18 protein-coding genes and 1 pseudogene are annotated in these 24083 nt (G+C 66.4%); 8 read left to right on the plus strand and 11 right to left on the minus strand.

Annotation, left to right across the window (positions count from 1 at the left end; translation table 11 throughout):
- Positions 1–128 (plus strand): annotated as a pseudogene (locus ACLP9N_RS06040) (acyl carrier protein); the annotation flags it as partial.
- A 274-nt stretch (positions 129–402) separates the two neighbouring features.
- Complete coding sequence (locus tag ACLP9N_RS06045; RefSeq protein ID WP_442406536.1) at positions 403–3000, plus strand: PEP-utilizing enzyme; 2598 nt, start codon at positions 403–405, stop codon at positions 2998–3000.
- Between the two features lies 1 nt (position 3001).
- Here the strand turns inward: ACLP9N_RS06045 and ACLP9N_RS06050 are convergent, their stop codons facing one another.
- From ACLP9N_RS06050 to ACLP9N_RS06070, 5 genes are all read right to left on the minus strand, one after another.
- Positions 3002–5239, minus strand: coding sequence for an MMPL family transporter (locus ACLP9N_RS06050; protein ID WP_442406537.1), 2238 nt, complete (start codon positions 5237–5239; stop codon positions 3002–3004).
- A gap of 122 nt (positions 5240–5361) precedes the next feature.
- Positions 5362–6843, minus strand: coding sequence for an aldehyde dehydrogenase (locus ACLP9N_RS06055; protein WP_442406538.1), 1482 nt, complete (start codon positions 6841–6843; stop codon positions 5362–5364).
- Positions 6844–6884: 41 nt separating this feature from the next.
- Complete coding sequence (locus tag ACLP9N_RS06060) at positions 6885–7655, minus strand: class I SAM-dependent methyltransferase (protein ID WP_442406539.1); 771 nt, start codon at positions 7653–7655, stop codon at positions 6885–6887.
- Between the two features lie 36 nt (positions 7656–7691).
- Positions 7692–8438 (minus strand): hypothetical protein, encoded by a 747-nt coding sequence (locus tag ACLP9N_RS06065; RefSeq protein ID WP_442406540.1) that lies wholly within the window; start codon positions 8436–8438, stop codon positions 7692–7694.
- Positions 8439–8518: 80 nt separating this feature from the next.
- Entirely contained in the window at positions 8519–8869 is a 351-nt protein-coding gene (locus ACLP9N_RS06070) for a hypothetical protein (RefSeq protein WP_442406541.1), read from the minus strand.
- Between the two features lie 115 nt (positions 8870–8984).
- On the opposite strand from ACLP9N_RS06070, the gene ACLP9N_RS06075 reads away from it, so the two are divergent.
- Positions 8985–10139: a glycosyltransferase family 4 protein gene (locus ACLP9N_RS06075; protein ID WP_442406542.1), complete on the plus strand. Its 1155-nt coding sequence runs from the start codon at positions 8985–8987 to the stop codon at positions 10137–10139.
- A gap of 53 nt (positions 10140–10192) precedes the next feature.
- On the opposite strand, the gene ACLP9N_RS06080 is transcribed toward ACLP9N_RS06075, so the two are convergent.
- The 3 genes from ACLP9N_RS06080 to ACLP9N_RS06090 all read right to left on the minus strand — a co-directional run bounded on the left by ACLP9N_RS06080 (position 10193) and on the right by ACLP9N_RS06090 (position 13699).
- Positions 10193–10549, minus strand: a complete 357-nt coding sequence (locus ACLP9N_RS06080) for a type II toxin-antitoxin system HicB family antitoxin (RefSeq protein WP_442406638.1) — start codon at positions 10547–10549, stop codon at positions 10193–10195.
- A gap of 158 nt (positions 10550–10707) precedes the next feature.
- On the minus strand, positions 10708–12378 hold the full coding sequence (locus ACLP9N_RS06085) for a hypothetical protein (RefSeq protein ID WP_442406639.1): 1671 nt from the start codon (positions 12376–12378) through the stop codon (positions 10708–10710).
- 16 nt (positions 12379–12394) lie between these two features.
- Entirely contained in the window at positions 12395–13699 is a 1305-nt protein-coding gene (locus ACLP9N_RS06090; RefSeq protein WP_442406543.1) for a DUF3068 domain-containing protein, read from the minus strand.
- Between the two features lie 94 nt (positions 13700–13793).
- Here ACLP9N_RS06090 and ACLP9N_RS06095 point away from each other — a divergent pair, with 94 nt between their 5' ends.
- The gene (locus ACLP9N_RS06095) at positions 13794–14981 is read left to right on the plus strand and encodes an acyltransferase family protein (RefSeq protein WP_442406544.1); all 1188 of its coding nucleotides are present in this window, start codon (positions 13794–13796) and stop codon (positions 14979–14981) included.
- Here the strand turns inward: ACLP9N_RS06095 and ACLP9N_RS06100 are convergent.
- Positions 14947–16440 (minus strand): AMP-binding protein, encoded by a 1494-nt coding sequence (locus ACLP9N_RS06100; protein ID WP_442406545.1) that lies wholly within the window; start codon positions 16438–16440, stop codon positions 14947–14949. The genes ACLP9N_RS06095 and ACLP9N_RS06100 overlap by 35 nt on opposite strands.
- Positions 16437–17417 (minus strand): phosphotriesterase-related protein, encoded by a 981-nt coding sequence (locus ACLP9N_RS06105; protein WP_442406546.1) that lies wholly within the window; start codon positions 17415–17417, stop codon positions 16437–16439. The genes ACLP9N_RS06100 and ACLP9N_RS06105 overlap by 4 nt, the downstream gene beginning before the upstream one ends.
- A gap of 74 nt (positions 17418–17491) precedes the next feature.
- Here ACLP9N_RS06105 and ACLP9N_RS06110 point away from each other — a divergent pair, with 74 nt between their 5' ends.
- From ACLP9N_RS06110 to ACLP9N_RS06120, 3 genes are all read left to right on the plus strand, one after another.
- Positions 17492–19198 (plus strand): acyl-CoA dehydrogenase family protein, encoded by a 1707-nt coding sequence (locus tag ACLP9N_RS06110; RefSeq protein ID WP_442406547.1) that lies wholly within the window; start codon positions 17492–17494, stop codon positions 19196–19198.
- Positions 19199–19343: 145 nt separating this feature from the next.
- Positions 19344–20015, plus strand: a complete 672-nt coding sequence (locus ACLP9N_RS06115; RefSeq protein ID WP_442406548.1) for a TetR/AcrR family transcriptional regulator — start codon at positions 19344–19346, stop codon at positions 20013–20015.
- Positions 20012–20950, plus strand: a complete 939-nt coding sequence (locus tag ACLP9N_RS06120) for a R2-like ligand-binding oxidase (RefSeq protein WP_442406549.1) — start codon at positions 20012–20014, stop codon at positions 20948–20950. The genes ACLP9N_RS06115 and ACLP9N_RS06120 overlap by 4 nt, the downstream gene beginning before the upstream one ends.
- An 11-nt stretch (positions 20951–20961) precedes the next feature.
- Here ACLP9N_RS06120 and ACLP9N_RS06125 read toward each other — a convergent pair whose 3' ends face one another.
- Positions 20962–22338: an NADP-dependent succinic semialdehyde dehydrogenase gene (locus ACLP9N_RS06125; protein WP_442406550.1), complete on the minus strand. Its 1377-nt coding sequence runs from the start codon at positions 22336–22338 to the stop codon at positions 20962–20964.
- Between the two features lie 90 nt (positions 22339–22428).
- Here ACLP9N_RS06125 and ACLP9N_RS06130 point away from each other — a divergent pair, with 90 nt between their 5' ends.
- Complete coding sequence (locus tag ACLP9N_RS06130; RefSeq protein ID WP_442406551.1) at positions 22429–24078, plus strand: acetolactate synthase large subunit; 1650 nt, start codon at positions 22429–22431, stop codon at positions 24076–24078.
- The last annotated feature ends 5 nt before the right edge of the window (positions 24079–24083 follow it).

The raw sequence follows: 24083 nt of genomic DNA on the forward strand, positions 1-24083 counted from the left end.
AAGACCTCGGGTTTGACTCGCTGACCGCTGTCGAGCTGCGCAACCGCCTGAAAACCACCACCGGACTAGCCCTGTCACCCACCCTGATCTTCGACTACCCCACCCCCACCGCAGTGGCCCGCCACCTACTGGACAACTTCCAGGGCGACGGCACCGGCAACGATCCGGTCGTCAATGAGGAAGGCATTCGACAGATCTTGACGTCGATACCTATTTCACGGCTGCGCGAAGCCGGGATTCTGGATAGCTTGCTGGGTCTGGCGGATTCACCGGGATCGGCAGTGACAACAGAAGCCGAGATTCCGACGCCCGCTTCAATTGACAGCATGGATGTGGAAACCTTGGTCAAACACGTTACCGATAATTACTCGAGTCAGAAGTGATTAGGCGAAGGGCCGGCGGATGAAGATCGTCGTAACCGGGGCAGGCGGCGTCGTTGGTCGTGGAGTCGCGTCCAGGCTGCACAATGCTGGCCACAACGTGGTTGGCTTGGCCCGTCGACGTCCCGATAGCTGCTCTCTGGCAATGGATTTCGCCGAAGCAGATATCTGCGACGCGAAAGCGGTCCGGCGTGCCGTCACAGGCGCAGAGGCTGTTGTCCACTGTGCTGGGGGTTCCGCCCGTGGGGTGGCCCGCGATGTCAACGCCGCTGGCGCGACTAATCTGCTTGAGGCGATGACGATCTCCGGTTCCCGGCGGATCGTTTTCGTCTCGTCCGCACAGGTCTACGGCACACTTGCGGACCGGACCGCCCCACTGACCGAGGACGAGGTCCCGGCCCCGGCAGTCGAGGCGATGATAGCCGAGGCCGGTGTCGAATGGGTCGCGGTCCGTTCGGCGTTGGTGCTTGGTCGCGAAGTAGACAATGCTCTGCTCCGATTGTTGGCCACTCCGATGCTGCTCGACGTCGCGAGCTCCGGGGATCACCCGCTACAGGTCGTGCACACCGATGACATACAAAGACTCCTGGTCCGCGCGGTCCTGGATGACGACGTCGAAAGCGGCGCCGTCAACCTTGCCGCGCCCGGGGTTCTGACCCTCAAGGAGCTGGCGGCGACCATCGGACGTCCGCTGGTGCGGCTTCGTCTAGGGATGCTGCGTCGTGCGCTCTCGCTATTGCCAGGGCCCGAATGGGTTCTGCCACTGAACTTTTCACTGATGGACACCACGCGGCTGGAAAATGCGTGGGGATTCGAGCCGGTTTGGAGCGCACACGAATGCGCGGCTGATCTCAGGCTCGCGGTGCGCGGACGGGTATCTTTTGCCGGGAGAACGATATCGGTGCCATGGCGAGTGGGCCGTGTTGACGGCATTCCGGCGGTCGAAGGCGCCGCAGTCGACGGAGTCATGCCAGTGCCGGCTGGCCCCGAGGGTCGCAACGGTGAGTTCGATACCCCGATCGACCCGCGCTTTCCGACCTTCGTCGCGACGAACCTGGCCGAGGCGCTGCCCGGACCTTTCTCACCGTCGTCCGCGTCGGTGACGGTACGGGGCGTGCGCGCCGGTGGGGTGAGGATCGCCGCGACGCTGCGGCCTGGAGGTGTGGTGCAGCGCGAGATGGGCTCGCGAACCATCGGAGTATTCGCGCACCGACTGTATGGAGGAGTGACCTCCGTGCACTTTATGAGCGAAATCGTGCCGTTCGCCAACACATCAACGATACTCGGCCAGTTCTTCGGTCCCACGATCGCCGCCATTCCGCTGTTCGGCGCGGAGCCTCCCCCGCGCGAATCCCGCAGCGCCGCAGGACAACTGCGCGACATCCTGATTTATGGCGCGAAATTCGTGGGGATCAGCGCGGGATCCATCCGCGACACCAGGGATTTCGTCGCCGATATCGACCGGTTGGAGCGATCTGTTGGCCAAGACTTCACCGATATGAGCGACCAGCAGCTGCTCAGCCAGATCGCTTTGACGCGCGACCATGCCGTTCACGGCTGGGTCTTGGCGTCGGCGTCGATCTTGTTGTGCACGGCCCACGGCTTTTTCCTGCGTCGTTTGACCGGACATGACATTACGCCGATGGCCGGGCCGGATCTGGTGAGTGCGCACGCGCTGGATGCGGTACGCCGGTTGGTGGCTCTGGCCCAACGCGATCCCGTCGTGACAGAACTCCTGACCGAGCCAGGCGAGCATCTTGACGTGCTGCGCGAGCAGGTACCCGAGTTCTATGCCGCTTTCGCCGCCGAGTTGGCATCTATCGGGCATCGCGGTCCGGCCGAAGCGGAGATGCAGTCGAGCACCTACGCCGATAACCCTGAACTCTTCATCCGGATGGTGGCAAAGTCGCTGGGTGCCCCAGCGCCCGTGACACCTCAAGGTCCGCGGATCCCGATCCTGGCCCGCCCGATTGCCACGCTCGCCGCGCAACAACTGCGAGATCGTGAAGTGCGTCGCGACAAGGTGATTCGTGCCATCTGGGTGTTGCGGCTGATGCTGCGCGAATACGGGCGCAGGCTCACCGCCGCCGGGGTCTTCGAGACCGCAGAAGACGTATTCTATCTGCTCGTCGACGAGCTTAATTCGTTGCCGCCCAATGTCTCTGACGTCGTGGCGCGGCGTCGCGCCGAGCAGCGTTCGCTGGCTGCGGTATACCCGCCGCTGGCTTTTTCTGAAAGCTGGCGGCCGGCAGACACGTCGGTGCCGGTACTGGCCGTCGGCGAGACCATGTATGGCCGCGGCATCTGCGGCGGACGAGTCCGTGGTCGCGTGCGCATCGTCCGCCCGGAGACAATCGACGACCTACAGCCAGGTGAGATTCTCGTCGCCGAGGTCACCGACGTCGGGTATACGCCCGCCTTCGCCTATGCCGCGGCCGTAGTGACCGATCTCGGTGGTCCGATGTCACACGCGGCTGTGGTAGCAAGGGAATTCGGCGTTCCGTGCGTTGTCAACGCCGACGGCGCCTCGAGGCGGCTTCCGGGGGGATCGGTTGTCGAAGTGGACGGCGCCACCGGCGAGATCCGCGTCATCGAACTGGGTTCAGCGATCGTGACCTGAGTTATCTGCTTGCCTCGGTCTGCGGGCGTGCTTCACCGGTCCGGACATGACCGCGCAACCAGGCGATCGGATGCGGTGCCCACCAATTGGCGCGGCCCAGCACATGCATGAACGCGGGAACCAGCAGCATGCGCACCAGGGTGGCATCCATGAGCACCGCCAACGTGAGACCCAGTCCAAACATCCGCACGATGGACACCTGGGCAGCGATCAGTGCCGCGAACGAAATCGACATCACCAAGGCCGCGGCCGTCACCACGCGGGCGACGCGAGCCAGGCCCAGGGCGACGCTCTCGTCGTTGTCGGCGCGGGTCTGACCACTTTGCAACCAGTACTCGTTGATACGAGAGATCAGAAACACCTCGTAATCCATCGACAGCCCAAACGCGACGCAGAACAACAAAATCGGGATATTCGGCACCAACGTGCCGGTGACAGTGGTACCGAGTCCGCCGAGGTGGCCGTCCTGGAAAACCCAGACCAGCGCGCCGAATGCGGCGGTAAGCGATAAGGCGTTGAGTAGCAACGCCTTCAACGGCAGCACAACGCTGCGGGTCAGCAGGAACAGCTGCACAAAGGTGACGGTCGCGATCACCCCCAGCACTAACGGCAGGCGAGCGTTGATCGTCGCCGCGCTGTCGTGGGTGATCTGAGCGGTCCCGGTCAGCTGGACACGCTCGCCGGAAGGTCCCGGCACCACGTGCAAGCTGTCGAGCTGGCTCTCGGAGGCCGCGGAGAATAGCGGCGCTGTGCTGGACACGGTCAAGAAGGCGCTGCCATCGGCCATCGCGGTGGGGGCGGTGGGCGGCCCCACCCGCGCACCGTGTACGTAGGAGCCGACAGGCGCCGACACGGAGGACACGTCGGCGACCCGAGACAGCTGCGCCGCGTAGCGCGCCAGCTCAGCGGTGCTGACATCACCGCTGCGGGGGATGACCACGGTCACCGCGGAGGCGGGGTCGCTCGGGAAGTTCTCGCGCAGCTGGTCGCCTACTTGGCGTGTGGAGGCCGAGCCGGGTAACACCCGATCGTCGGGGAATCCCCATCGCACGCCGAGGAACGGCGCACCCAGCAACACCAGCAGCGCGATCAGCGGAAGCCCGACCAACACGGCCCGGCGCATCACGAACTTCGTCAGCCGGTACCAGAAGAGTTGTTGCAACGGCCGGGGCGCCGGGTCTGGGCGGCGCAGCAGCCGACGGCCCAAACGTCGCACGTCCAGCGCATCGATGCGGTCGCCGAGCAGCACGATGGCGGCCGGCGCCACCAACAACGCGGCCACCGCCGTCAGCGTCACCACCGCAGCACCGGCGAAGGCGAACGATTTCAGGAAATACATCGGGAACAGCGCCAGCGCGCCCATCGAGAAGGCGACGGTCAACGCCGAGAACAACACGGTGCGGCCCGCGGTCGCCATGGTGCGGGTCAGCGCCGTGTCGAGGGCCGCGCCGTCGGCCCGCTCTTCGCGGAACCGGCTGATGATCAGCAGTGTGTAGTCGAGCGCCAATGCCAGGCCCAGTGCGACGGCGAGGTTCAGCGCGAAGATCGACACCTCGTTGGTCAACGCGATGGTGCGGAGCACGGCGGTCGTGCCCGCGATCGCCAACAGGCCCACCGCCACCGGCAACGCGGCCGCCAACAGCCCACCGAACACCCAGACCAGCACCAGGAAGCTGAGCGGGATCGCGATGGATTCCATCACCAGCAGATCCTGTTTGGTTTGCGTATTGATCTGCACGTAGGCCATCGCGGGGCCGCCGGCGCGGACCGTGACACCGGCGTGGGGCACAACCAGCTGCCGAACCAACGCTTTCGCGTGCTCTTGTCCCTGGCTGCCACCGCCGGAAATGGCGGCGATGACAAGCCCGGATTTGCCGTCCTTGCTGGTCAGCGCCGCCGCACCGGCCGGTGGGGCCGTCCAGGTCGAACTCAGCGCACCGACAAACGGCGAATGGTGCAGCTGTTCGACGATATCGGTCGCGACGGTCCGCGCCGCCGCGCTATGCACGCCCCCTTCGGCGGTGATCATGAAGATCAACTGCAGGTCGCCCTGACCGAACTTGTCAGCCAGTAGCCGGCCGGCGCGCGACGACTCGGCCGCCGGGTCCTGAAGGCCGCCGGCCGACAGGTTCTTTGTGACCGAGGAGCCGTACCAGCCGGCCCCTACGGTGAAGAGCACCGCCACCGCGACGATCAACCCCGGCGCAGCGATCGCCAGACGCGCTAACCGGTGCAGCACGGCATTCCTCACTTAGGCCGTAAATGGTTCCCACCACCTAAGTACCACGCCCCCCGAGGCAACGTGCCGCGCCACACCTGCTTCCGACAGGGGCTGGCCTCCCGGGCTGCCGCTAGCTGACCCTAGTTTTCCAGGGTGTAGCCCATCGGCATCAGCACGCTCTTCTGCTGGGTGAAGTGCTCGACGCCTTCCGGGCCGTTCTCGCGGCCGATGCCGGAGTTCTTGTAGCCGCCGAACGGACAGCACGGATCGAACGCGTACCAGTTGATCGCGTACGTCCCGGTGCGGATCTGCTCCGAGATCTCAATGCCGCGTGGCACATTGGTGGTCCACACGCTGCCGGCCAGCCCGTACGCCGAGTCGTTGGCGATCTTGATCGCCTCGTCCTCGGTGTCATACGGAATGATGCTGAGCACCGGACCGAAAATCTCCTCCTGGGCGATCGTCATCTTGTTGTCGACGTCGGCGAACACCGTGGGCTGCACGAAGAATCCGCTGTCCAGTCCCTCGGGACGGCCGCCCCCGCACACCAGCCGCGCGCCCTCCTCGACGCCCTTGGCGATGTAGCCCTCGACCCGGGCGCGCTGCTTCTCCGAGATCAGCGACCCGATCTGGGCGGCCGGGTCCGACGGCGTCCCGACCGGCAGCGCCTGCACGAAGGTACTGACCGCGTCCACGATTTCGTCGTACCGCGAGCGTGGCGCCAGGATGCGGGTCTGGGCCACGCACGCCTGTCCGGTGTTCATGATCCCGGAGAACACCAGCATCGGGATCGAGGCAGCCAGGTCGACGTCGTCGAGCAGGATGGCCGCCGACTTGCCGCCGAGCTCCAAGGTGCATGGCTTGAGCATCTCCGCCGCACGCTGGCCGATCTCCTTGCCCACGGCCGAGCTGCCGGTGAAGGAGAAGATGTCGATGTCCCGGTTGGACGTCAGCGCCTGGCCGGTCTCGATGCCGCCGGGCACCACCGACAGCACACCCTCGGGCAGGCCGGCCTCGGCGAACACCTCCGCGAAAGCGTTTGCGCTCAAAGGTGTTTCGGCGGCCGGCTTGAGCACGACCGTGCAGCCGGCCAGCAGCGCCGGGCCCAGCTTGTTGATCGCAAGGAACAGCGGCACGTTCCACGCCACGATCGCACCCACCACACCGATCGGCTCACGATGGACGATGGTCTGCCCGTAGCCGCCGTTGCGGATCTCCTGCCACTTGACCTGTTCGACGGCGGGGCCGGCGAAGAAGTTCATCGCCCCGATTCCGCTCATCCACTGCATCGTCTCGACGGAGGTCGGCGGCTGGCCGGTCTCGAGGCCGAGCAGCTTGATAAATCCGTCCTTGCGCTCCTCCATCAGCTTGAGCGCGTTGGCAATAACGGCTGCGCGCTCCTTCGGCGGCGTCGTGGGCCAGGGTCCGCTGTCGAATGCGGCGCGTGCCGCGGCGACCGCGGCGTCAACGTCGGCCGCTGCCGCCAGCGGCACCTTGCCGACGTACTCGCCGGTGGCCGGACAGTGCACCTCGATGACTTCGGAGGTCGACGGCTCGGTCCACTTGCCGCCGATGAAGAGTTTGTCGTATTCGGTCTTGGCTTGGGTCTCGGTGTCGCTCATGGCCGCCACCCTACCCAAGCCGAAGCGAAACGAGAACATGTTCATTCTTGTGGCTGGAGCACCAGCACGAGATTGCTGACCGCGAACTCGCGCAGCACCGGCACCGACGTCAGCCACCACGCCCATCGGGGGTGGTAGCGCGGGAATGCGGCTATCGCCGCCCCGGTGTTCTCGGCCCAGTTCAGGCCCTCGGCGGCGGACACCGCGAACAACGACGACCCGTAGTTGTTTTTCGCGGGGTGACCGTGTTTGCGGGCATACCGGGCCGCGGCGCGCTCGCCGCCCAGGTAGTGGGTCAGGCCCATCTCGTGCCCGCCGAACGGGCCCAGCCAGACGGTGTAGGACAGCACCGCCAGGCCGCCCGGCCTGGTCACCCGCAGCATCTCGGCGCCGAGCCGCCACGGCCGCGGCACGTGTTCGGCGACATTAGACGACAGGCAGATGTCCACCGAGTCATCGGCGAACGGCAGCGCCATGCCCGACGCGCGCACGAAGTCGCCCGCCCCCCGACCGACAGCCGGGCCGGCCGCGTGGATCTCGCTCGGGTCGGGTTCGACGCCGACGTAACGGACACCTGCATCGCCAAACGCCGTCGCGAAGTATCCGGGCCCGCCGCCGACGTCGAGCAGCGTGCGGCCGACCGGGGGTTCCCCGTGGATGCCCTGCCACAGATCACCGACCATCGCCGCGGTGTCGGCTGCCAGTGCGCCGTAGAACCGGGCCGGGTCGGACTGTTCGTAGCGGAACTCCGACGCCAGCCGCACCGAGCGGGCAAGCGTTGCCCGCTGCGCGAAGAGGTCGGTCACGGCCACTGGGCAACCCTACGGTCGGCGAAACGTGAAGCAGCGCTAAGCCTGTTGGTCGTGCCTTTGCAGATACGGGGCCAAGCCGAATTTCTCGACGAGCGTCAGCCAATCCGCCCCCGAGACCGAAAAGTCGGGAGGTTCATTCACCCGCTGACGCACGTTGCCCGGCCAGGAAAAGCGACGGTCCAAGCCCCCGACGGTGTCACGACATCCGATGCTTAGCGGTTGCACACCAGGAATGGATACGACCAGGACGGGGGTCGTGGACATTGACTCGGCCGTCCTCTGCTCGAACATGCGGCCCACGATTTGGTCGGGCGATCCGAGCGCGGACCACCCGTATCGGAATTGGTACGTTTCCGGTGTCGCGCTCACCTGCGCCACCCGCCCCGAGGCCACCAGCGTATTGCTGTTCGGGTCGACCACCTGAATTGCATCTGCGCCCACGTCAATGGCTAGGCGAGGTTGGTTGAGTGATTTCAGGAATTGTTGTTTTCGCCGCATTGCGAATGGCCCCATCTGCTGGATCAACAGCGGGCTGGGGAACAGCAGGCACCGAATCGGTTCCCCCGGAGCGGCCGGGCGTGCATCCAGCCTCTGATTACTCTGGCGGCCGGCCATTGTGAGAATCTCACCAAAGTCTGTGGCCGCCACCCAGGCGTCGACATCCACCGGCAGGCCGTAGCCGGCGTCGGGCGCTTCGAGCCGGGTTCCAGCAGCAACGCGATAATCTCGGCCGCCGAGGACGAAGCGGTGCTGGCCACAGTGCAGGTGCAGCGTCGTACCCATCGTCATACCGCCAGATACCCCCCACACGCCCAGCTTCGCGTCGGTGAACGGATATACATCACTCGGCCGCTTACTGACAGTCAGGGCATCGCTTGTGACGTCGATGAAAATCTTTCCGTGTTGAGACCGTTAGACCACCAGTACCAGCCGGCGACACCGCCAAGAAGGACAACCACAAAGCCGTAGCGGATTACCACATCCATGATCTCGGCGAGAGGTCGTGACCCGCCGCGCATGATGTGCGACTGCACACCCATGTACAGCCCGCCGAAGACGGCACAAAACGCGAGGATCGCGACCACCATGACGAGGTAAGACCTGACGGGGTGGTTTTGCCACGCAGGTGTCGTCTTGGAGGCCATTTTCGAGCCCCAGAACGGAGGATGCGCCACAAACCTGCGCGACGCAGCCGACTCATTGCTGATGCTCATCGTGAAACGATCCCACTGTCGGATCGGCCCCGTAAAGACGTAAAGATTTGCGTATTGAGCCGGAGCGCTGGTCGCGCCGTTTCGCGGTGCCCAACACCGTCTAGGCTGTCGAACAATGTCTGGTCTCCGCTCCGTGTTGCTGCTGTGCTGGCGCGATACCGGGCACCCGCAGGGCGGCGGCAGCGAAACATACTTGCAGCGCGTCGGCTCGCAACTCGCGGCGTCGGGCATCGACGTCACGCTGCGCACAGCCCGCTATGCCGGTGCGCCGCGCCGCGAAATCGTCGACGGCGTGCGAATCAGCCGCGCCGGCAGCCGCTATTCCGTTTATGTCTTGGCCTTGCTGGCGATGGTCGCTTCGCGCATCGGACTCGGGCCGCTGCGACGAGTGCGCCCCGACGTCGTCATCGACACCCAGAACGGTTTGCCGTTCCTGGCGCGGCTGGTGTACGGCCGGCGGGTGGTGGTGCTCGTGCATCACTGCCATCGCGAGCAGTGGCCGGTGGCCGGGCCGGTGCTCGGTCGGCTCGGCTGGTTTATCGAGTCGCGGTTGTCGCCCAGGGTGAACCGCCGCAATCAGTACGTGACGGTGTCGCTGCCGTCGGCCCGCGACCTGTTCGCGCTGGGCGTCGACAACGAGCGGATCGCGGTGGTGCGCAACGGTCTCGACGAAGCGCCGGCGCAAACGTTGTCCGGCCCGCGCGCGGCCGCACCGCGACTGGTGGTGCTCTCGCGACTGGTGCCGCACAAGCAGATCGAGGATGCGCTGGAGGCGGTCGCCGAGCTGCGGGAGCGGATATCGGGCCTGCACCTCGACATCATCGGAGGCGGATGGTGGCGGCAGCGACTCGTCGACCATGCGCACCGGCTCGGCTTGTCCGACGCGGTGACGTTCCACGGCCACGTCGATGACGTGACCAAACACCTTGTGCTGCAAAGCTCTTGGGTCCATGTGCTGCCCTCACGCAAGGAGGGCTGGGGTCTGGCGGTCATGGAGGCCGCCCAGCACAACGTGCCTACCGTCGGCTACCGCTCCTCCGGCGGACTGTGCGACTCGATCGTCGACGGGGTCACCGGGATATTGGTGGACAACCACGCCGAGCTGGTGGATCGCCTTGAGCGGCTACTGTGCGACCCGGTCCTGCGTGACCAGCTCGGCGCCAAGGCGCAGGCGCGCAGCGTCGAGTTCTCCTGGACGCAAAGCGCCGACGCGATGCGCACCGTGCTGCAAGCCGTGCAAGCCGGCACGCTAGTCAGCGGCCTGGTTTAGCACTCGGTGTCGCAGCAGCCACACCAGCACCGGCGGCTTGATATCACCATCCGCTAATCGAAATCGAAGAGGCCGCCAAGTGGCCGGTCAAGCCTCCCCGAAAGTTTTTGGACCACCCACTGATTCATCGACACGTTCTGATCAGCGGCTTCGATGACGAGCTGCGCGTGCAACGCCGGCGAGGTCCTCACCACAAACTTGCCGCAGTATTGCCGTTCCGTTAGCGGCGCCGGCACTTCTTCACCATCTGCTTTCCGCTCGGCGATGAACTCGTTGACGGCTCGCTCGACAGCCGCAGTAGCCTCCCGCAGGGTCGGTGCCCATCGCGACAGCCACGGCAATTCGATACACCGGCTAACGTATTCGCCGTGCTCAGGCCACCATTCGGCGCGGTAGGTGTAGTGGTTCATCGTCGCGTGATATCGCATGCGCCATCAAGTTGCAGAAGGCACCACCTCCCCGCCGAGAGACTCAAGTGACTGTTGAGCCTCATGAGGTCCAATCCTCCTAACCCCAGCCGATCAATGGCTCGCCCCATGACGGAGCGTTTCACGGGGCGCGACGAACGTCACTTCAGCGTCGCCCTTACTCGCACCGCGCCTGCTCCACACCCAACCAACAACGCCAGCCACACCCAATCCGCGGCCATCGTCGCTCGGAGGCGGGCGGAAGACGCACCGGTCTCCCGTCCGCCGATCCGGTACAACGCCAGCCCGCGATCGTGGTACACCGGTGAGAGCCGGTCCAGGGTGCGTGCCGCCGCACCCATGTCACCGGGGGAGTCGGATTCGACGACCAGCCACGCCACCCCGGCCGACGCCAAAGCCGACGGGTCGGGCCCGGTCAGCAGCAACTCCTGCACCGCCCGGGCGTGAGCGCCCTCCCCGGGCACTGTCACCCCGGAAATGACCAGGTCACCGGTTGCCAGCACGTCACCACGGACCCAGCGCTGCAACGGATCGAGAACCGGCGCGGGAGCGGACCAGGCGAAGCGCCGCATGGTGCCGGCGGGCAACACCGCCACCGGGCCGGGTTGAGCGTTGATCGCCGCCGCCACGGCCGCCCACCCCGCCGGATAGTGCACCGGCTCCACGCGGCCCCACACCCCCCAGGCCAGGTCGGGCAGCGCCAGGATCAGCGCCAGGCAGCCGACCGACGCCGCCAGCGCGGGTTTGAGCCATCGGCGCAGCGTCACCACCGCGCCGGCGCCGGCAAGCGCGTATCCCGGTACCGCGAGCGCCACCCACTTCTGCCCGTCGCGCAACACCCCGAGACCAGGCGCGACGTCCACCACCGCACCCAACACGTGCAGGCCGGGCCCGGTCGCCAAACCCGCCGGCACGACGACGGCCACCGCCGCCAGCACCAGCAGCGGCACCGCCGCGGCGCGACGCACGACGGCCGGCAGGCCGGCCGCCACCACACCCAGCAGCACCGCGGCGGATGCCACCGCGAAAAGCGTTGTCCGCGAACCGGGTACGGCCTGGTCGTTCCAGATACCGCCGAGGCTGGCGAGGCTGACAAGGGTGCCGAGACCGGGCTCGGCGCGCGCCGCGAACGCTCTCACCCCGAGCTCGTTCGCCGCCATGTGCGCCGTCAACGACGAGCCCGCCACCGCTGCCGTCAGCCAGGGCAGCGCGGCCACCACCGCAACACCCAACGCCGCGGCCGCGCACGGCCAACGCGGCCTCCCCGCACCGGGCGCGACCACGCAGACCAGCGCCACCGTCGCGGCGAGCAGCAGTCCGGTCGGGGTCAGCCCGGCCAACGCGACCCAGAACCCGAGCCCGAAGAACCCGCCACCGGAAGACCGCAGCTCCAGCATCGCCGCCGCCACCCAGGGCAGGCAGCCGTAGCCGACCAGCAGGCTCCAATGACCCTGCAGCAGCCGTTCGGCGACATAGGGATTCCAGATCGCCAGCGTGATCGCGACGAACTGACCGCCGGCTCCCGCCGACGGCAGCACGAAGGCAACCAACCGGGCCGCGCCCCATCCCGCGAGCCACAACCCCAACACCAGCAGCGCCTTCACCACGACGCCGCCGTCGACGAGCGAAGAGGCCAGGGCCACGGCGAAATCTTGCGGCGTCGCCCGCGGAGCCGACGTCAGCCCCAAAGCGCTATCGGACAGATACGACCGCGGTGTGGACACCGCGTCGCGCAGCAGCAAGTACCCGGGCCTCAACAGCGGCGCAACCACGAGCAGCGCCAGGAACAACGCGTACCCCGGCCGGGCCATGCTGGCCCGCACAGAGCTAATCCCGTTCGGGCGGGCCGGGGCTCGACGGCCCAGGCCCCGGCTCCGGCGGCTCCGAATCGGGCGGGGCCGACTCTCCCGAACCCAGCTGGGGCGGGTCCGCCCCAGGTGGACTCGGATCCTCACGGAGATCGGGGCGCTGCGTGGGCAGCTTCTCGGTCTCGGCTTCGGCACCGGGTACTCGTTCCTCGGTGTGGCCGAAGTCTTGGTCGTCGCGGTCGCGGCCGGGATCGGTCAATGCGCTTTCGGTCCGCAGGCTGAACGAGGCGAGCAATGCGCCGCCGATCAGCGCGATCAAGCCGACCGCGGTGAACGTGATCGGCAGCACCCGCGACCACAGCGCCAGCCGGTCGCGTTCGTCGCGAGCGGAATTGACCTGGGATTCGACGGTGTCTTGCGTCGAGGTGACCTTGTAGTCGGCCAGCGTCAGCTCGGGCTTCAGCGGATCACGGGCGAAGTAGTGGTTGGCGTGCTCGGTTTCCTTGACGATGGTGCCCGACACCGGGTCCACCCAGAGGGTCCGCTGCGCGGCGTAGTAACGGACCATGGTGATCTGCTCCGCCGGGTCGCCACCCTGCAGGCCCCACATCGCCGCGGAGGCGGTGACTTTGCTGTCTTCTTGGCCGGGGTACAGCGACGGGTAGGCGACGGGAGCCGCCAGCGTGCCGTCGGCGTTGTAGCCGATGTTCTGGGTGAAGCGGTACGTGGTCAAACCGTTGATGTCCTCTTGGCCTTGGTAGTTGACGTCAAAGGCCTTCTGCGCGATCGGATCGAAATAGGGATACGTCTTCTTCTCGGTGTGGAACGGAAACCGGTAGGACAGCCCGTCGTGTCGTAGTGGCATGGCGGTCGGCGGGTTCTCGTCATTGATGGTGCGCGGTTTCTGGACCGAGCCGCCGGTGTGGGTGTCGTCCGAAACAGCCAGCGCGGTTTTGCGGTTGAGGGTGACGGTGTCGACGATCGCCAGCAGCAGTCCGCTGTCCTTTTGTTTATCGGTGCGCCGGACCGAGGTGCCGGCTTGAAGCGTGACCACATCGGCGTTGGCGGGCGACTCGACGGTGATCTGTTGCTGGGACACCAGCGGCACGTTCTGGTTGACGACGACGTGGTCACTGGACAGAGACGTCGAGTCGAGCGCCGTCGATGCGGTGCCGTCGCTGACCAACGTGGTGTCGATGTTGAGCGGGATCTTGGTGATCCTGCTGCTGGTGTACGTCGACAACAGCAGCGCGGCGATCAACAGGGCAGCTCCGAGTCCGATGGTTCCGCATGCGGCGAACCGCAACATGACGGCTCGGTTCACGTTGGTGTGACCTCCTTCGTCAGCCGCCGACCTGACCAAGCAGCGAAGCAAAACCCGTTCGACCCTAACAGCAACACGCGGCAGGCAGACTGTGATGGTGACCGGTGGCCAGCAGGTGGGTGGGACCCGCAGTTTCCTGCCCGCCGTCGAGGGTATGCGCGCCTGCGCGGCCATGGGTGTGGTGGTTACGCACGTCGCATTTCAGACGGGGCACTCCAGCGGTGTCGCGGGCCGGCTATTCGGCCGTTTCGACCTCGCGGTGGCGGTGTTTTTCGCGCTGTCGGGATTCCTGTTGTGGCGCGGGCACGCCGCGGCGGCACGAGACCCGGGCCTTAAGGATCTGCGGCCCGCCACCGGCCACTACCTGCGATCGCGGGTGGTCCGCATCATGCCGGCCTATGTGGTGGCCGTCGTGGTGATCCTGTCGCTGCTGCCCGACGCCGATCACGCAAGCCTGACGGTGTGGTTGGCAAACCTGACGCTGACCCAGATCTATGTGCCGCTCACCCTGACCGGCGGCCTGACCCAGATGTGGAGCCTGTCCGTCGAGGTCACCTTCTACCTGGCACTGCCGATCCTGGCGTTGTTGGCCCGCCGGGTCCCGGTACGCGTGCGGGTGCCGGCGATCGCCGCCCTGGGCGCCCTCAGCTGGGCCTGGGCCTGGGTGCCCATATGTTCGGGGCACACCCAGCTTGGGATCAACCCGCTCAACTGGCCGCCGGCGTTCTTCTCCTGGTTCGCGGCGGGAATGTTGCTGGCCGAGTGGGTCCACAGCCCGATCGGATTGCCGCACCGGTTGGCGCGCCGGCGGGTGGCGATGGCGGTGCTAGCGGTGCTGGCCTACCTGGTGGCGGCCTCCCCGTTGGCCGGCCCGGCGGGGCTGGCCGTGGGCAGCGACCTGCAGTTCGCGGTGAAGGCGGCCATGGGCTCGGTGGTGGCGTGGGCGCTGGTGGCGCCGTTGGTGCTGGATCGCCCCGACACTCCGCACCGGCTGCTGGGCAGCACCGCGATGGTGACGCTGGGCCGCTGGTCTTATGGCCTGTTCATCTGGCACTTGGCCGCGCTGGCCATGGTGTTCCCGGTGATCGGGACGTTCCCGTTCACCGGGCGGATGGCAGAAGTGTTGGTGTTGACGCTGATCTTCGGCTTCGCGATCGCGGCCGTCAGCTACGGCCTGGTCGAGTCGCCCGCCCGGGAAGCGTTGCGGCGCTGGGAGAAACGCACCCAGCCGGCGCCAACAGGCCAGGTCATCGATGCTGAGGCGGACTCAATCGCGCCATGATCTCGTCGCGCACCGCCGAGCGGCGTGCCTTGCCGGCGTCGTCGCGCAGCGGGGTGTCGACGAATTCGACGATGTGCGGCACCTTGTATGACGAAATACCTTCGCGCAGAAACTCTTTCACGCCTTCGGCATCCAGCGCCGAGCCGTCGGCCGTGTGCACCAGAGCGTACGGCACCTGGCCGAGATCACCGGAGTTCGGGTCGGGTACACCGACGACGAGGCACGACAGCACTTCTGGGTGCGCCGACAGTGCGCCCTCGACCTCGGCGGGGTAGACGTTGCGGCCGCCGACGGTGAACATGTCGACCCGGCGGTCCGACAGGTAGAGAAATCCGTCTTCGTCGAAATGGCCGAGATCACCCAGCGAGTCCCAGCCGTCGCGGCTCTTCGCCGTGGTGCCGACGTAGCGGTACGTCGGCGCGCTACCGGGGTTGGGCCGCATGTAGATCTCGCCGACCACCCCGGGCGGGCAGGGATTACCGTCGTCGTCGAGGACCTTCATCTCCCCGGCGACCACGACGCCGACCGAGCCCCGGTGCGTCAGCCACTGATCGCCGGAGATGAAGGTGAGCGCTTGTAATTCGGTGCCGCCGTAGAGTTCCCAGACGACTTCGGGACCGACGAGCTCAATCCATGCCTCCTTGACAGAAGGCGGGCACGGCGCCCCCATGTGCCAGAACCGTCGAAGCGACGACAAGTCGTAGGCCTGCGCGTCGGCGTGGTAGACCGGCAGCGTCCGCTGCATGATCGTCGGCACCGTCGTCAGGAACGTGACGCGGTGGTCGGTGATCAGCCGGAGGAATTGCTGCGGGTCGAACCGGCTCATCAACACCAGGTGGTGGCGCATCAGCAAAGCGATTGTCGCGGTGGTGAAGCCGGTGTTGTGGGACAGCGGGATCGGCACCAAGGTGGTGTCGCCCTCCTGCGCGCCGAGCGGATAGCCGATGGCGGCCGGTATCCGGCTGTCACCGCCGGATTCGATGAGCTTGGGCCGACCGGTGCTGCCGCCGGACCCCATCGCTTTCCACACCGGCGAGACCGCTTCGGGCAATGCGGCGTCGGACAATGCCGGATTGGAGGCCGGGTCAGGAGTGAAACCGGCTGGCACGCTTGGTATTTCCGGTTGGTCACGACCCACCAGCAAGGCGGGCGGCCGCAAGTCCAGCAGGCCCTGTAACTCCGCGTCCGGCAACCGTGCGGACAGGGGCTGCGGCACCGCGCCCAGCTTCCAGCACGCGACCGCGGCCTGGATCCACTCGATCGAGTTGGGCAGCACCATGGTCACGTAGTCGCCGACGCCGACGCCACGCTCGGCGTAGGCCCGGGCCAATCGGTTCGTCGACCGGTCGAGCTCGGCGCGGGTGATGGTCAGCCCATCGCAGGTGACTGCGGGCTCGTCGGGGGCGAGGGCGGCCAGCGCCGAAATCTGCGCGCCGATCGGTGGGATCGGCCCCGTCACTGATACCCGCCCTGACGCTCGAAGATGCGGCGCGGGTTGCCGACCAGCATGGTGTGCAGCTGCTCGTCGGTGACACCGCGTTGCTTGAGTGCGGGGATCACGTCGTTGTGGATGTGCAGGTAGTGCCAATTCGGCATGATCACCGGAACCGCTTCCTCGGGCAACGCGTCGAAGTAGCAGTTGGCGTCGTGCGAGAGCACCATCTTGTCGGCGTGCCCGCGCTCGCACATCGTCGCCACGGTGTTCACCCGGTCCTCGAACGGTGAGATCGCGTCGATGCCGAACCGGTCCATACCCAGGTAGGAGCCGGCGGTGACCAGCTCCTCGAGGTAGCCGATGTCGGTGCTGTCGCCCGAATGCCCGATGATCACCCGGCTCAGGTCCACGCCTTCCTCTTCGAAGATGCGCTGCTGCTCCAGTCCGCGCCGCAAACCCGCATGGGTGTGGGTGGAAATCGGCACCCCGGTGCGCTTGTGCGCCTGGGCGACGGCGCGCAGCACGCGCTCGACGCCGGGGGTGACGCCGGGTTCGTCGGTGGCGCACTTGAGGATCCCGGCCTTAATCCCGGTGTCGGCGATGCCCTGCTCGATGTCGCGCACGAACATGTCGGTCATGATCTCCGGGCCGCCCAGCAACCCGCCGGGTCCCTCGTAGTGGAAGCGGAACGGCACGTCGTTGTAAGTGTAAAGGCCAGTCGCCACAACGATATTCAGCTCGGTGGCCGCCGCCACCCGGGCGATGCGCGGAATGTAGCGGCCCAGCCCGATCACGGTGAGGTCGACGATGGTGTCCACGCCGCGGGACTTCAGCTCGTTGAGCCGACTGATGGCGTCGGCCACCCGCTTTTCTTCGTCGCCCCAGGCGTCGGGATAGTTCAGCGCGATTTCGGTGGTCATGATGAAGACGTGCTCATGCATGAGCGTGACGCCCAGATCGGCGGTATCGATGGTTCCGCGAGCGGTATTTAGTTCTGACACGTACCTGATGCTAAGTCGCTGCTGCCCCTAATTAGAAGGTTCACCAACAGGGTCGTTTGCAGTACGTTTCCCTCATGCTGCTCAATCCCAACCGGTTGCAACGCAAATACCCGGACGCGCGCTCGGGGGAGATCATGGCCGCGACGGTGGACTTCTTCGAGTCGCGCGGCAAGGCGCGGCTGAAGCACGACGACCACGAGCGCGTGTGGTACTCCGGCTTCCTCAACTTCATCGCCGAGGAACGCATTTTCGCGCCCCTGCTGACGCCAACCGAGTACGGCGCCGGCGATTGTCGTTGGGACACCTACCGGATCAGTGAGTTCGCCGAGATCATCGGCTTCTACGGGCTGAGCTACTGGTACCCCTTCCAGGTGACCGCGCTGGGCCTGGGCCCGATCTGGATGAGCAACAACGAGGACGCCAAGCGCAAGGCCGCCGCCCAGCTGGAGCAGGGCGAGGTGTTCGCCTTCGGCCTGTCCGAGCAACGACACGGCGCCGACGTCTACAAGACCGACATGATTCTGACCCCGTCGGAACACGGCTGGACCGCCAGCGGCGAGAAGTACTACATCGGCAACGCCAACGTGGCCCGGATGGTCTCGACCTTCGGCAAGATCGACGGGACCCCAGAAAACCCCGAGTACGTCTTCTTCGCGGCAGACTCCCAGCACGACCGCTACGACCTGCGCAAGAACGTCGTCAACTCGCAGAACTACGTGGCCAACTACGCGCTGCGCGACTACCCGGTCACCGAGGCCGACATGCTGCACCGCGGCATGGACGCGTTCCACGCCGCCCTCAACACCGTCAACGTGTGCAAGTACAACCTGGGCTGGGGCGCCATCGGCATGTGCACGCACGCCATGTACGAGTCGATCACCCACGCGGCCAACCGCTACCTGTACGGGACCGTCGTCACCGACTTCAGCCACGTGCGGCGGCTGCTGACCGACGCCTACGTGCGGCTGGTCGCGATGCGGCTGGTCGCCACCCGCGCCTGCGACTACATGCGCAGCGCGTCGGCCGACGACCGGCGCTACCTGCTCTACAGCCCGCTCACCAAGGCCAAGGTCACCAGCGAGGGGGAGCGGGTCATCACCGCGCTGTGGGACGTCATCGCCGCCAAGGGCGTGGAGAAGGACACCTTCTTCGAGACGGTGTCCCGCGAGATCGGCCTGCTGCCGCGGCTGGAGGGCACCGTCCACATCAACATCGGGCTGTTGGCCAAGTTCATGCCCAACTACCTGTTCGCCCCCGATGCCGCACTGCCCGTGATCGGTCGCCGAGACGACGCGGCCGACGACTCGTTCCTGTTCGCCCAGGGACCCACCGGAGGCCTGGGCAAGGTCCGCTTCCACGACTGGCGCGCGTCGTTCAACGGCTACGCCCACCTTCCCAACGTCGCGCTGCTGCGCGACCAGATCGACGTGCTCGCCGAGATGCTGGCCTCCGCCACTCCAGATGCGGCGCAGCAGAAGGACATCGACTTCGCCTTCGGCGTGGGCCAACTCTTCGCGCTGGTCCCGTACGCGCAGCTCATCCTGGAGGAGGCCCCGATGTCCCGGGTCGACGAGCCATTGATCGACGAGATCTTCGCGTTGCTGGTGCGCGACTTCAACACCTATGCCGTTGAACTGCAAGACAAGGCGGCGACGACGGACGAGCAGGCGCGTTTCGCGATGCGGATGATCCGGCGCCCGGTCAACGACCGCGGCCGCTACGAACAGGTCTGGAAGGAACACGTGCTGCCGCTCAATGGCGCCTATGAAATGCGCCCGTGACCATCGCCGTGCCGAACGTGACGGTGCAGTCACGCTCTACTTCCAGCGTGACCGCGGCGTCACGTTCGGGCTCTGTGGCGCGCCCTTGACTGTGACGCCGATCACAGTAGAATGACCACTGGTCATCCACGCAAAGGGGGGTTGCATGCCGACAGTGACGTGGGCGCGTGTCGATCCGGCCCGGCGCGCCGCGATCGTGGAAGCCGCCGAGGCGGAGTTCGGGGCGCACGGATTCTCCGGGGGCAGCCTGAACGTCATCGCCCGGCGGGCGGGAGTCGCCAAGGGCAGCCTGTTCCAATACTTCGCCGACAAGCGCGACCTCTACGCGTTCATCGCCGACATCGCCAGCCAGCGGGTGCGCTTCTATATGGAGGGCCGCATCCGCGAGCTCGACCCCGGCAGGCCGTTTTTTGAATTCCTCACCGACTGGCTCGACGCCTGGATTGCCTACTTCGCCGATCACCCGCACGAGCGTGCGCTGCACGCCGCGGCGACGTTGGAGGTGGACACTGAGGCGCGCGTAAGTGTGCGCAGCGTCATCCACCGCCATTACCTGGAGGTGCTGCGGCCGCTGGTGCGCGACGCCGCGGCGCAGGGCGACCTGCGTGCGGATGCCGACAACGACGCGCTGCTGTCGCTGCTGCTGTTGATCTTTCCGCACCTGGCGCTGGCTCCCCACATGCGCGGATTGGATCCGGTCCTCGGGCTCGACGAGCCCACACCGGAACAGCCGGCACTGGCCGTGCGCAGGCTCGTCGCCGTCCTGTCGGCGGCATTCTCCCCGAATCCGGCCATGAAATCTGAGGAGGTCACGTGATACGGACACGTTCAGGCTCGCTCGCTGCGGGCGGGCTCAACTGGGACAGCCTGCCGTTGAAGCTGTTCGCCGGGGGCAACGCGAAGTTCTGGGATCCGGCCGACATCGACTTCTCCCGTGACCGGGCGGACTGGGAGAAGCTGGCCGACGACGAACGGCACTTGGCCACCCGGTTGTGCGCTCAGTTCATCGCCGGGGAGGAGGCGGTGACCGAGGACATCCAGCCGTTCATGGCCGCGATGCGGGCCGAGGGCAGGCTGGGCGACGAGATGTATTTGACGCAGTTCGCGTTCGAAGAGGCCAAGCACACTCAGGTATTCCGGCTGTGGCTGGATGCCGTCGGGATCACCGAGGACCTGCACTGCTACCTCGATGAGCTCCCGGCATACCGGCAGATCTTCTACCAGGAACTCCCGGAATGCCTCAACGCCTTGACAACAGATCCTTCACCGGCCGCCCAAATCCGCGCTGCCGTGACCTACAACCACGTCGTCGAGGGCATGCTGGCCCTGACCGGTTACTTTGCCTGGCACAAGATCTGCGTGGACCGCGGCATCCTGCCCGGCATGCAGGAGCTGGTCCGACGCATCGGGGACGACGAGCGGCGCCACATGGCCTGGGGCACCTTCACCTGCCGGCGCCACGTGGCCGCCGACGACGCCAACTGGACGGTCTTCGAAACGCGGATGAACGAGCTCATCCCGTTGGCGTTGCAAGCCACCGAGCAGAGTTTCGCCCTCTACGACCCCATCCCGTTCAACCTGTCGGTGGAGGAGTTCGTGCAGTACTCCTCCGACAAGGGGATGCGACGGTTCGGCACGATCTCCAGTGCCCGCGGCCGGCCGGTCGAAGAGATCGACCTCGACTACTCGCCGGTGCAGCTCGAGGACACCTTCGCCGACGAGGATGAGAAGGCCTTGGCCGCAACGGCCTAGGCGTATCGGGGCTAGCCGACCCAGACGGTTTTGGCGTTGCAGAACGCGCGGATCCCGAGCCCCGCGAGCTCGCGACCGTAGCCCGACCGCTTGACGCCACCGAAACCCAGCTCCGGGTATGACACCGTCATCCCGTTAATGAAGACCAGGCCGGCCTCGATGTCGTCGACGAAGCGCTGCTGCTCAGCTTCGTCGTTGGTCCAGGCGTTGGACCCCAGCCCGAAGGTCGTGGCGTTGGCGATCGCGATGGCCTCGTCGATGCCCGAAGCGCGGTACATCGATGCGACCGGGCCGAACACCTCCTCGGTGTACAGCGCCATGTCCTTGGTGATCTCGGTGACCACCGTGGGCGGGTAGAACCACCCCGGCTGGTCGAGACGCATGCCGCCGCAGCGGATCTTCGCCCCGGCCGCGACGGCGTCGTCGACCTGCTGTGCGATCTCGTCGCGGCCCGACTCGGTGGCCAGCGGGCCCACATCGGTGTCCGGGTCGGTCGGGTCGCCGACCTTCAGCGCCTCCATCCGCTCGACGAACTTGTCGACGAACGCGTCGTAGATGTCGGTGTGCACGATAAAGCGCTTGGCGGCGATGCAGGACTGGCCGTTGTTCTGTACCCGGGCGGTGACCGCGGTCTTGACGGCCTCGTCGAGGTCTACGGACGGCATGACGATGAACGGGTCGCTGCCACCGAGCTCCATCACGGTGGGTTTGATCTCATCGCCACAGATGGCGGCGACCGATTGGCCGGCCGGTTCGCTGCCGGTGAGGGTGGCCGCCTTGACCCTGGGGTCACGCAGGATGCGCTCGACGGCGCTGGACGAAACGAGCAGCGTCTGGAAGCAGCCCTCCGGGAAGCCGCCGCGGGTGATGACGTCGGAGAGATACAGCGCAGACTGCGGCACATTGGAGGCGTGCTTGAGCAGGCCGACGTTGCCCGCCATCAGCGCGGGCGCGGCGAACCGGACGGCCTGCCAGAGCGGAAAGTTCCACGGCATCACGGCCAGCACCACTCCGAGCGGCTGGTAGCGGATGTAGGCCTTTTTGGCGCCGACCTTGCCCGCGTCCGCCGGCCCGTCGGCGAGCAGCTTCTCGGCGTTCTCCGCGTAGTAGCGAAAACCCTTGGCACACTTCAGCGCTTCGGCTTTGGCCGACTTCAGGGTCTTGCCCATCTCGAGGGTCATCATGGCGGCGACGTCGTCGGCTTCCTGCTCCAGCAGGTCGGCGGTGGCGTTGGCCCATTCGGCGCGCTGGGCGAAGGTGGTGGAATGACGATAGTCGAGGAAGCGCTCGTGGGCGCGCGCTATCGCGGCGTCGACTTCGTCGTCCGTTGCAGGGGTGAAGGTCTTGACTGTCTCGCCGGTGGCCGGGTTGACGCTGGCGATGGGCACGCTGACCCTCCTTTATGGGGTTCGTTGGGGTCCATTGCAAAAAGGTCCAACACCTAGCGTGCCACTATCGTTCCCAGAGGGAGGTGTCGGATGAGTAAAGCCGCTCAGCTGATGGTCAGGTGCCTGGAAAACGAGGGCGTGTCTGTCGTCTTCGGGATACCCGGCGAGGAGAACATCCGCTTCATTCAGGCGTTGGCCTCTTCGAAGAGCATCCGGTACGTGCTGACCCGGCACGAGCAGGGTGCGGCGTTCATGGCGGAAATGTATGGGCGAGTCACCGGCCGCGCGGCGGTGGTTTCCGCGACCCTGGGCCCGGGCGCGATCAACATGCAGCTCGGCGTCGCCGACGCCACCACCAACAGCACCCCGATGGTGGCGATCTCCGCGCAGGTCGGCCAGGATCGCGAGTACAAGGAGTCACACCAGTACGTCGACCTGGTGTCGATGTTCGCTCCGATCACCCGCTGGGCCGCCGGCGTCCCCACCGCGCGCGCCATACCGGAGATGTTCCGCAAGGCGTTCAAGGTCGCCGAGACCGAACGCCCGGCCGCGGTCTACTTGGCGGTGCCCGAGCACATCGATGCAGACGAGGACGATTACGACCTGACGCCGTTGCCGCGCAACGTCGTTCGTGCCGAGGCCCCGGCGCCCGGTCAGGTGGAACGCGCCGTTGACATCCTGCGCACGGCGGAGCGGCCGGTGGTGCTGGCCGGGCACGGCGCCGCCCGCGCCGACGCGACCAAGGCGCTGGTGCGGTTCTCCGAGGAATTCGCCATCCCGGTGGCGAACACCTTTCACGGCAAGGGGGTGATGCCCGACGACCACCCCAACAGCATCGGGACCATCGGCTTCATGCGGCACGACTACGTCAACTTCGGGTTCGACAACGCCGACGTTGTCATCGCGGTCGGCTACGAACTGCAGGAGTTCGACCCGGTCCGGATCAACCCGCAGGCCGACAAGCAGATCATCCACATCCACCGGTTCCCGGCCGAGGTCGACGCCCACTACTCGGTCGGCGTCGGGATCATCGGCGACATCAGCGCCTCGCTCGACGCGCTGACGGACGCGCTCGCCGGCCACGGCTACGAGGCCGATCCGGAGATCCCCGGCTCCGGCCTGCTGGCCGAGGAATTCGCCAGGGGGCAAGAAGATTCGCGCTACCCGCTGGCGCCGCAGCGGGTGGTCGCCGATACCCGCGCGGCAATGGGCCGCGACGACGTGGTGCTGGTGGACACCGGCGCTACCAAGATGTGGATGGCGCGGCTGTATCCGACCTACGAACGCAACACCTGCCTGATCTCAAACGGCTTGTCCACCATGGGCTTCGCGCTGCCGGGGGCGCTCGGTGTCAAGCTGGCCAGGCCCGAGTCGAAGGTGCTCGCCGTGGTGGGTGACGGCGCGTTCTTGATGAACTCGCAGGAGATCGAGACCGCTGTCCGGGAGCGCATACCGCTGGTGGTGCTGATCTGGGATGACGGCGGATACGGCCTGATCGAATGGAAGATGGACCTCGAGCTCGGAGCGCATTACTACGTACGGTTCGGCAACCCCGACGTGGTGACTTATGCGGAAAGCTTTGGCGCCAAGGGCTATCGGATCACCAGCGCCGCGGAGTTATTGCCAACTTTGCAGGCCGCACTCGACGACGACGGCGTGTCGCTGATCTGCTGCCCGGTCGACTACTCCGAGAATCTGCGGCTCACCGACCGGCTCGGTGAGCTGGACGAGACGCTGTAGTTCAG

The organism is Mycobacterium sp. (genome assembly GCF_052144515.1).
In the GTDB taxonomy this organism is placed as follows: domain Bacteria; phylum Actinomycetota; class Actinomycetes; order Mycobacteriales; family Mycobacteriaceae; genus Mycobacterium.

What these genes read in the sequence shown, in the direction of transcription:
- ACLP9N_RS06065 (WP_442406540.1), bottom strand. Translation starts at nt 8,438, where the DNA reads ATGGGTACGACGCTGCACCTGCACTGTGGCCAGCACCGCTTCGTCCTC.
- ACLP9N_RS06055 (WP_442406538.1), bottom strand. Translation starts at nt 6,843, where the DNA reads ATGAGCGACACCGAGACCCAAGCCAAGACCGAATACGACAAACTCTTC.
- ACLP9N_RS06085 (WP_442406639.1), bottom strand. Translation starts at nt 12,378, where the DNA reads ATGGCCCGGCCGGGGTACGCGTTGTTCCTGGCGCTGCTCGTGGTTGCG.
- ACLP9N_RS06110 (WP_442406547.1), top strand. Translation starts at nt 17,492, where the DNA reads ATGCTGCTCAATCCCAACCGGTTGCAACGCAAATACCCGGACGCGCGC.
- ACLP9N_RS06070 (WP_442406541.1), bottom strand. Translation starts at nt 8,869, where the DNA reads ATGAGCATCAGCAATGAGTCGGCTGCGTCGCGCAGGTTTGTGGCGCAT.
- ACLP9N_RS06130 (WP_442406551.1), top strand. Translation starts at nt 22,429, where the DNA reads ATGAGTAAAGCCGCTCAGCTGATGGTCAGGTGCCTGGAAAACGAGGGC.
- ACLP9N_RS06045 (WP_442406536.1), top strand. Translation starts at nt 403, where the DNA reads ATGAAGATCGTCGTAACCGGGGCAGGCGGCGTCGTTGGTCGTGGAGTC.
- ACLP9N_RS06095 (WP_442406544.1), top strand. Translation starts at nt 13,794, where the DNA reads ATGGTGACCGGTGGCCAGCAGGTGGGTGGGACCCGCAGTTTCCTGCCC.
- ACLP9N_RS06115 (WP_442406548.1), top strand. Translation starts at nt 19,344, where the DNA reads ATGCCGACAGTGACGTGGGCGCGTGTCGATCCGGCCCGGCGCGCCGCG.
- ACLP9N_RS06080 (WP_442406638.1), bottom strand. Translation starts at nt 10,549, where the DNA reads ATGAACCACTACACCTACCGCGCCGAATGGTGGCCTGAGCACGGCGAA.
- ACLP9N_RS06075 (WP_442406542.1), top strand. Translation starts at nt 8,985, where the DNA reads ATGTCTGGTCTCCGCTCCGTGTTGCTGCTGTGCTGGCGCGATACCGGG.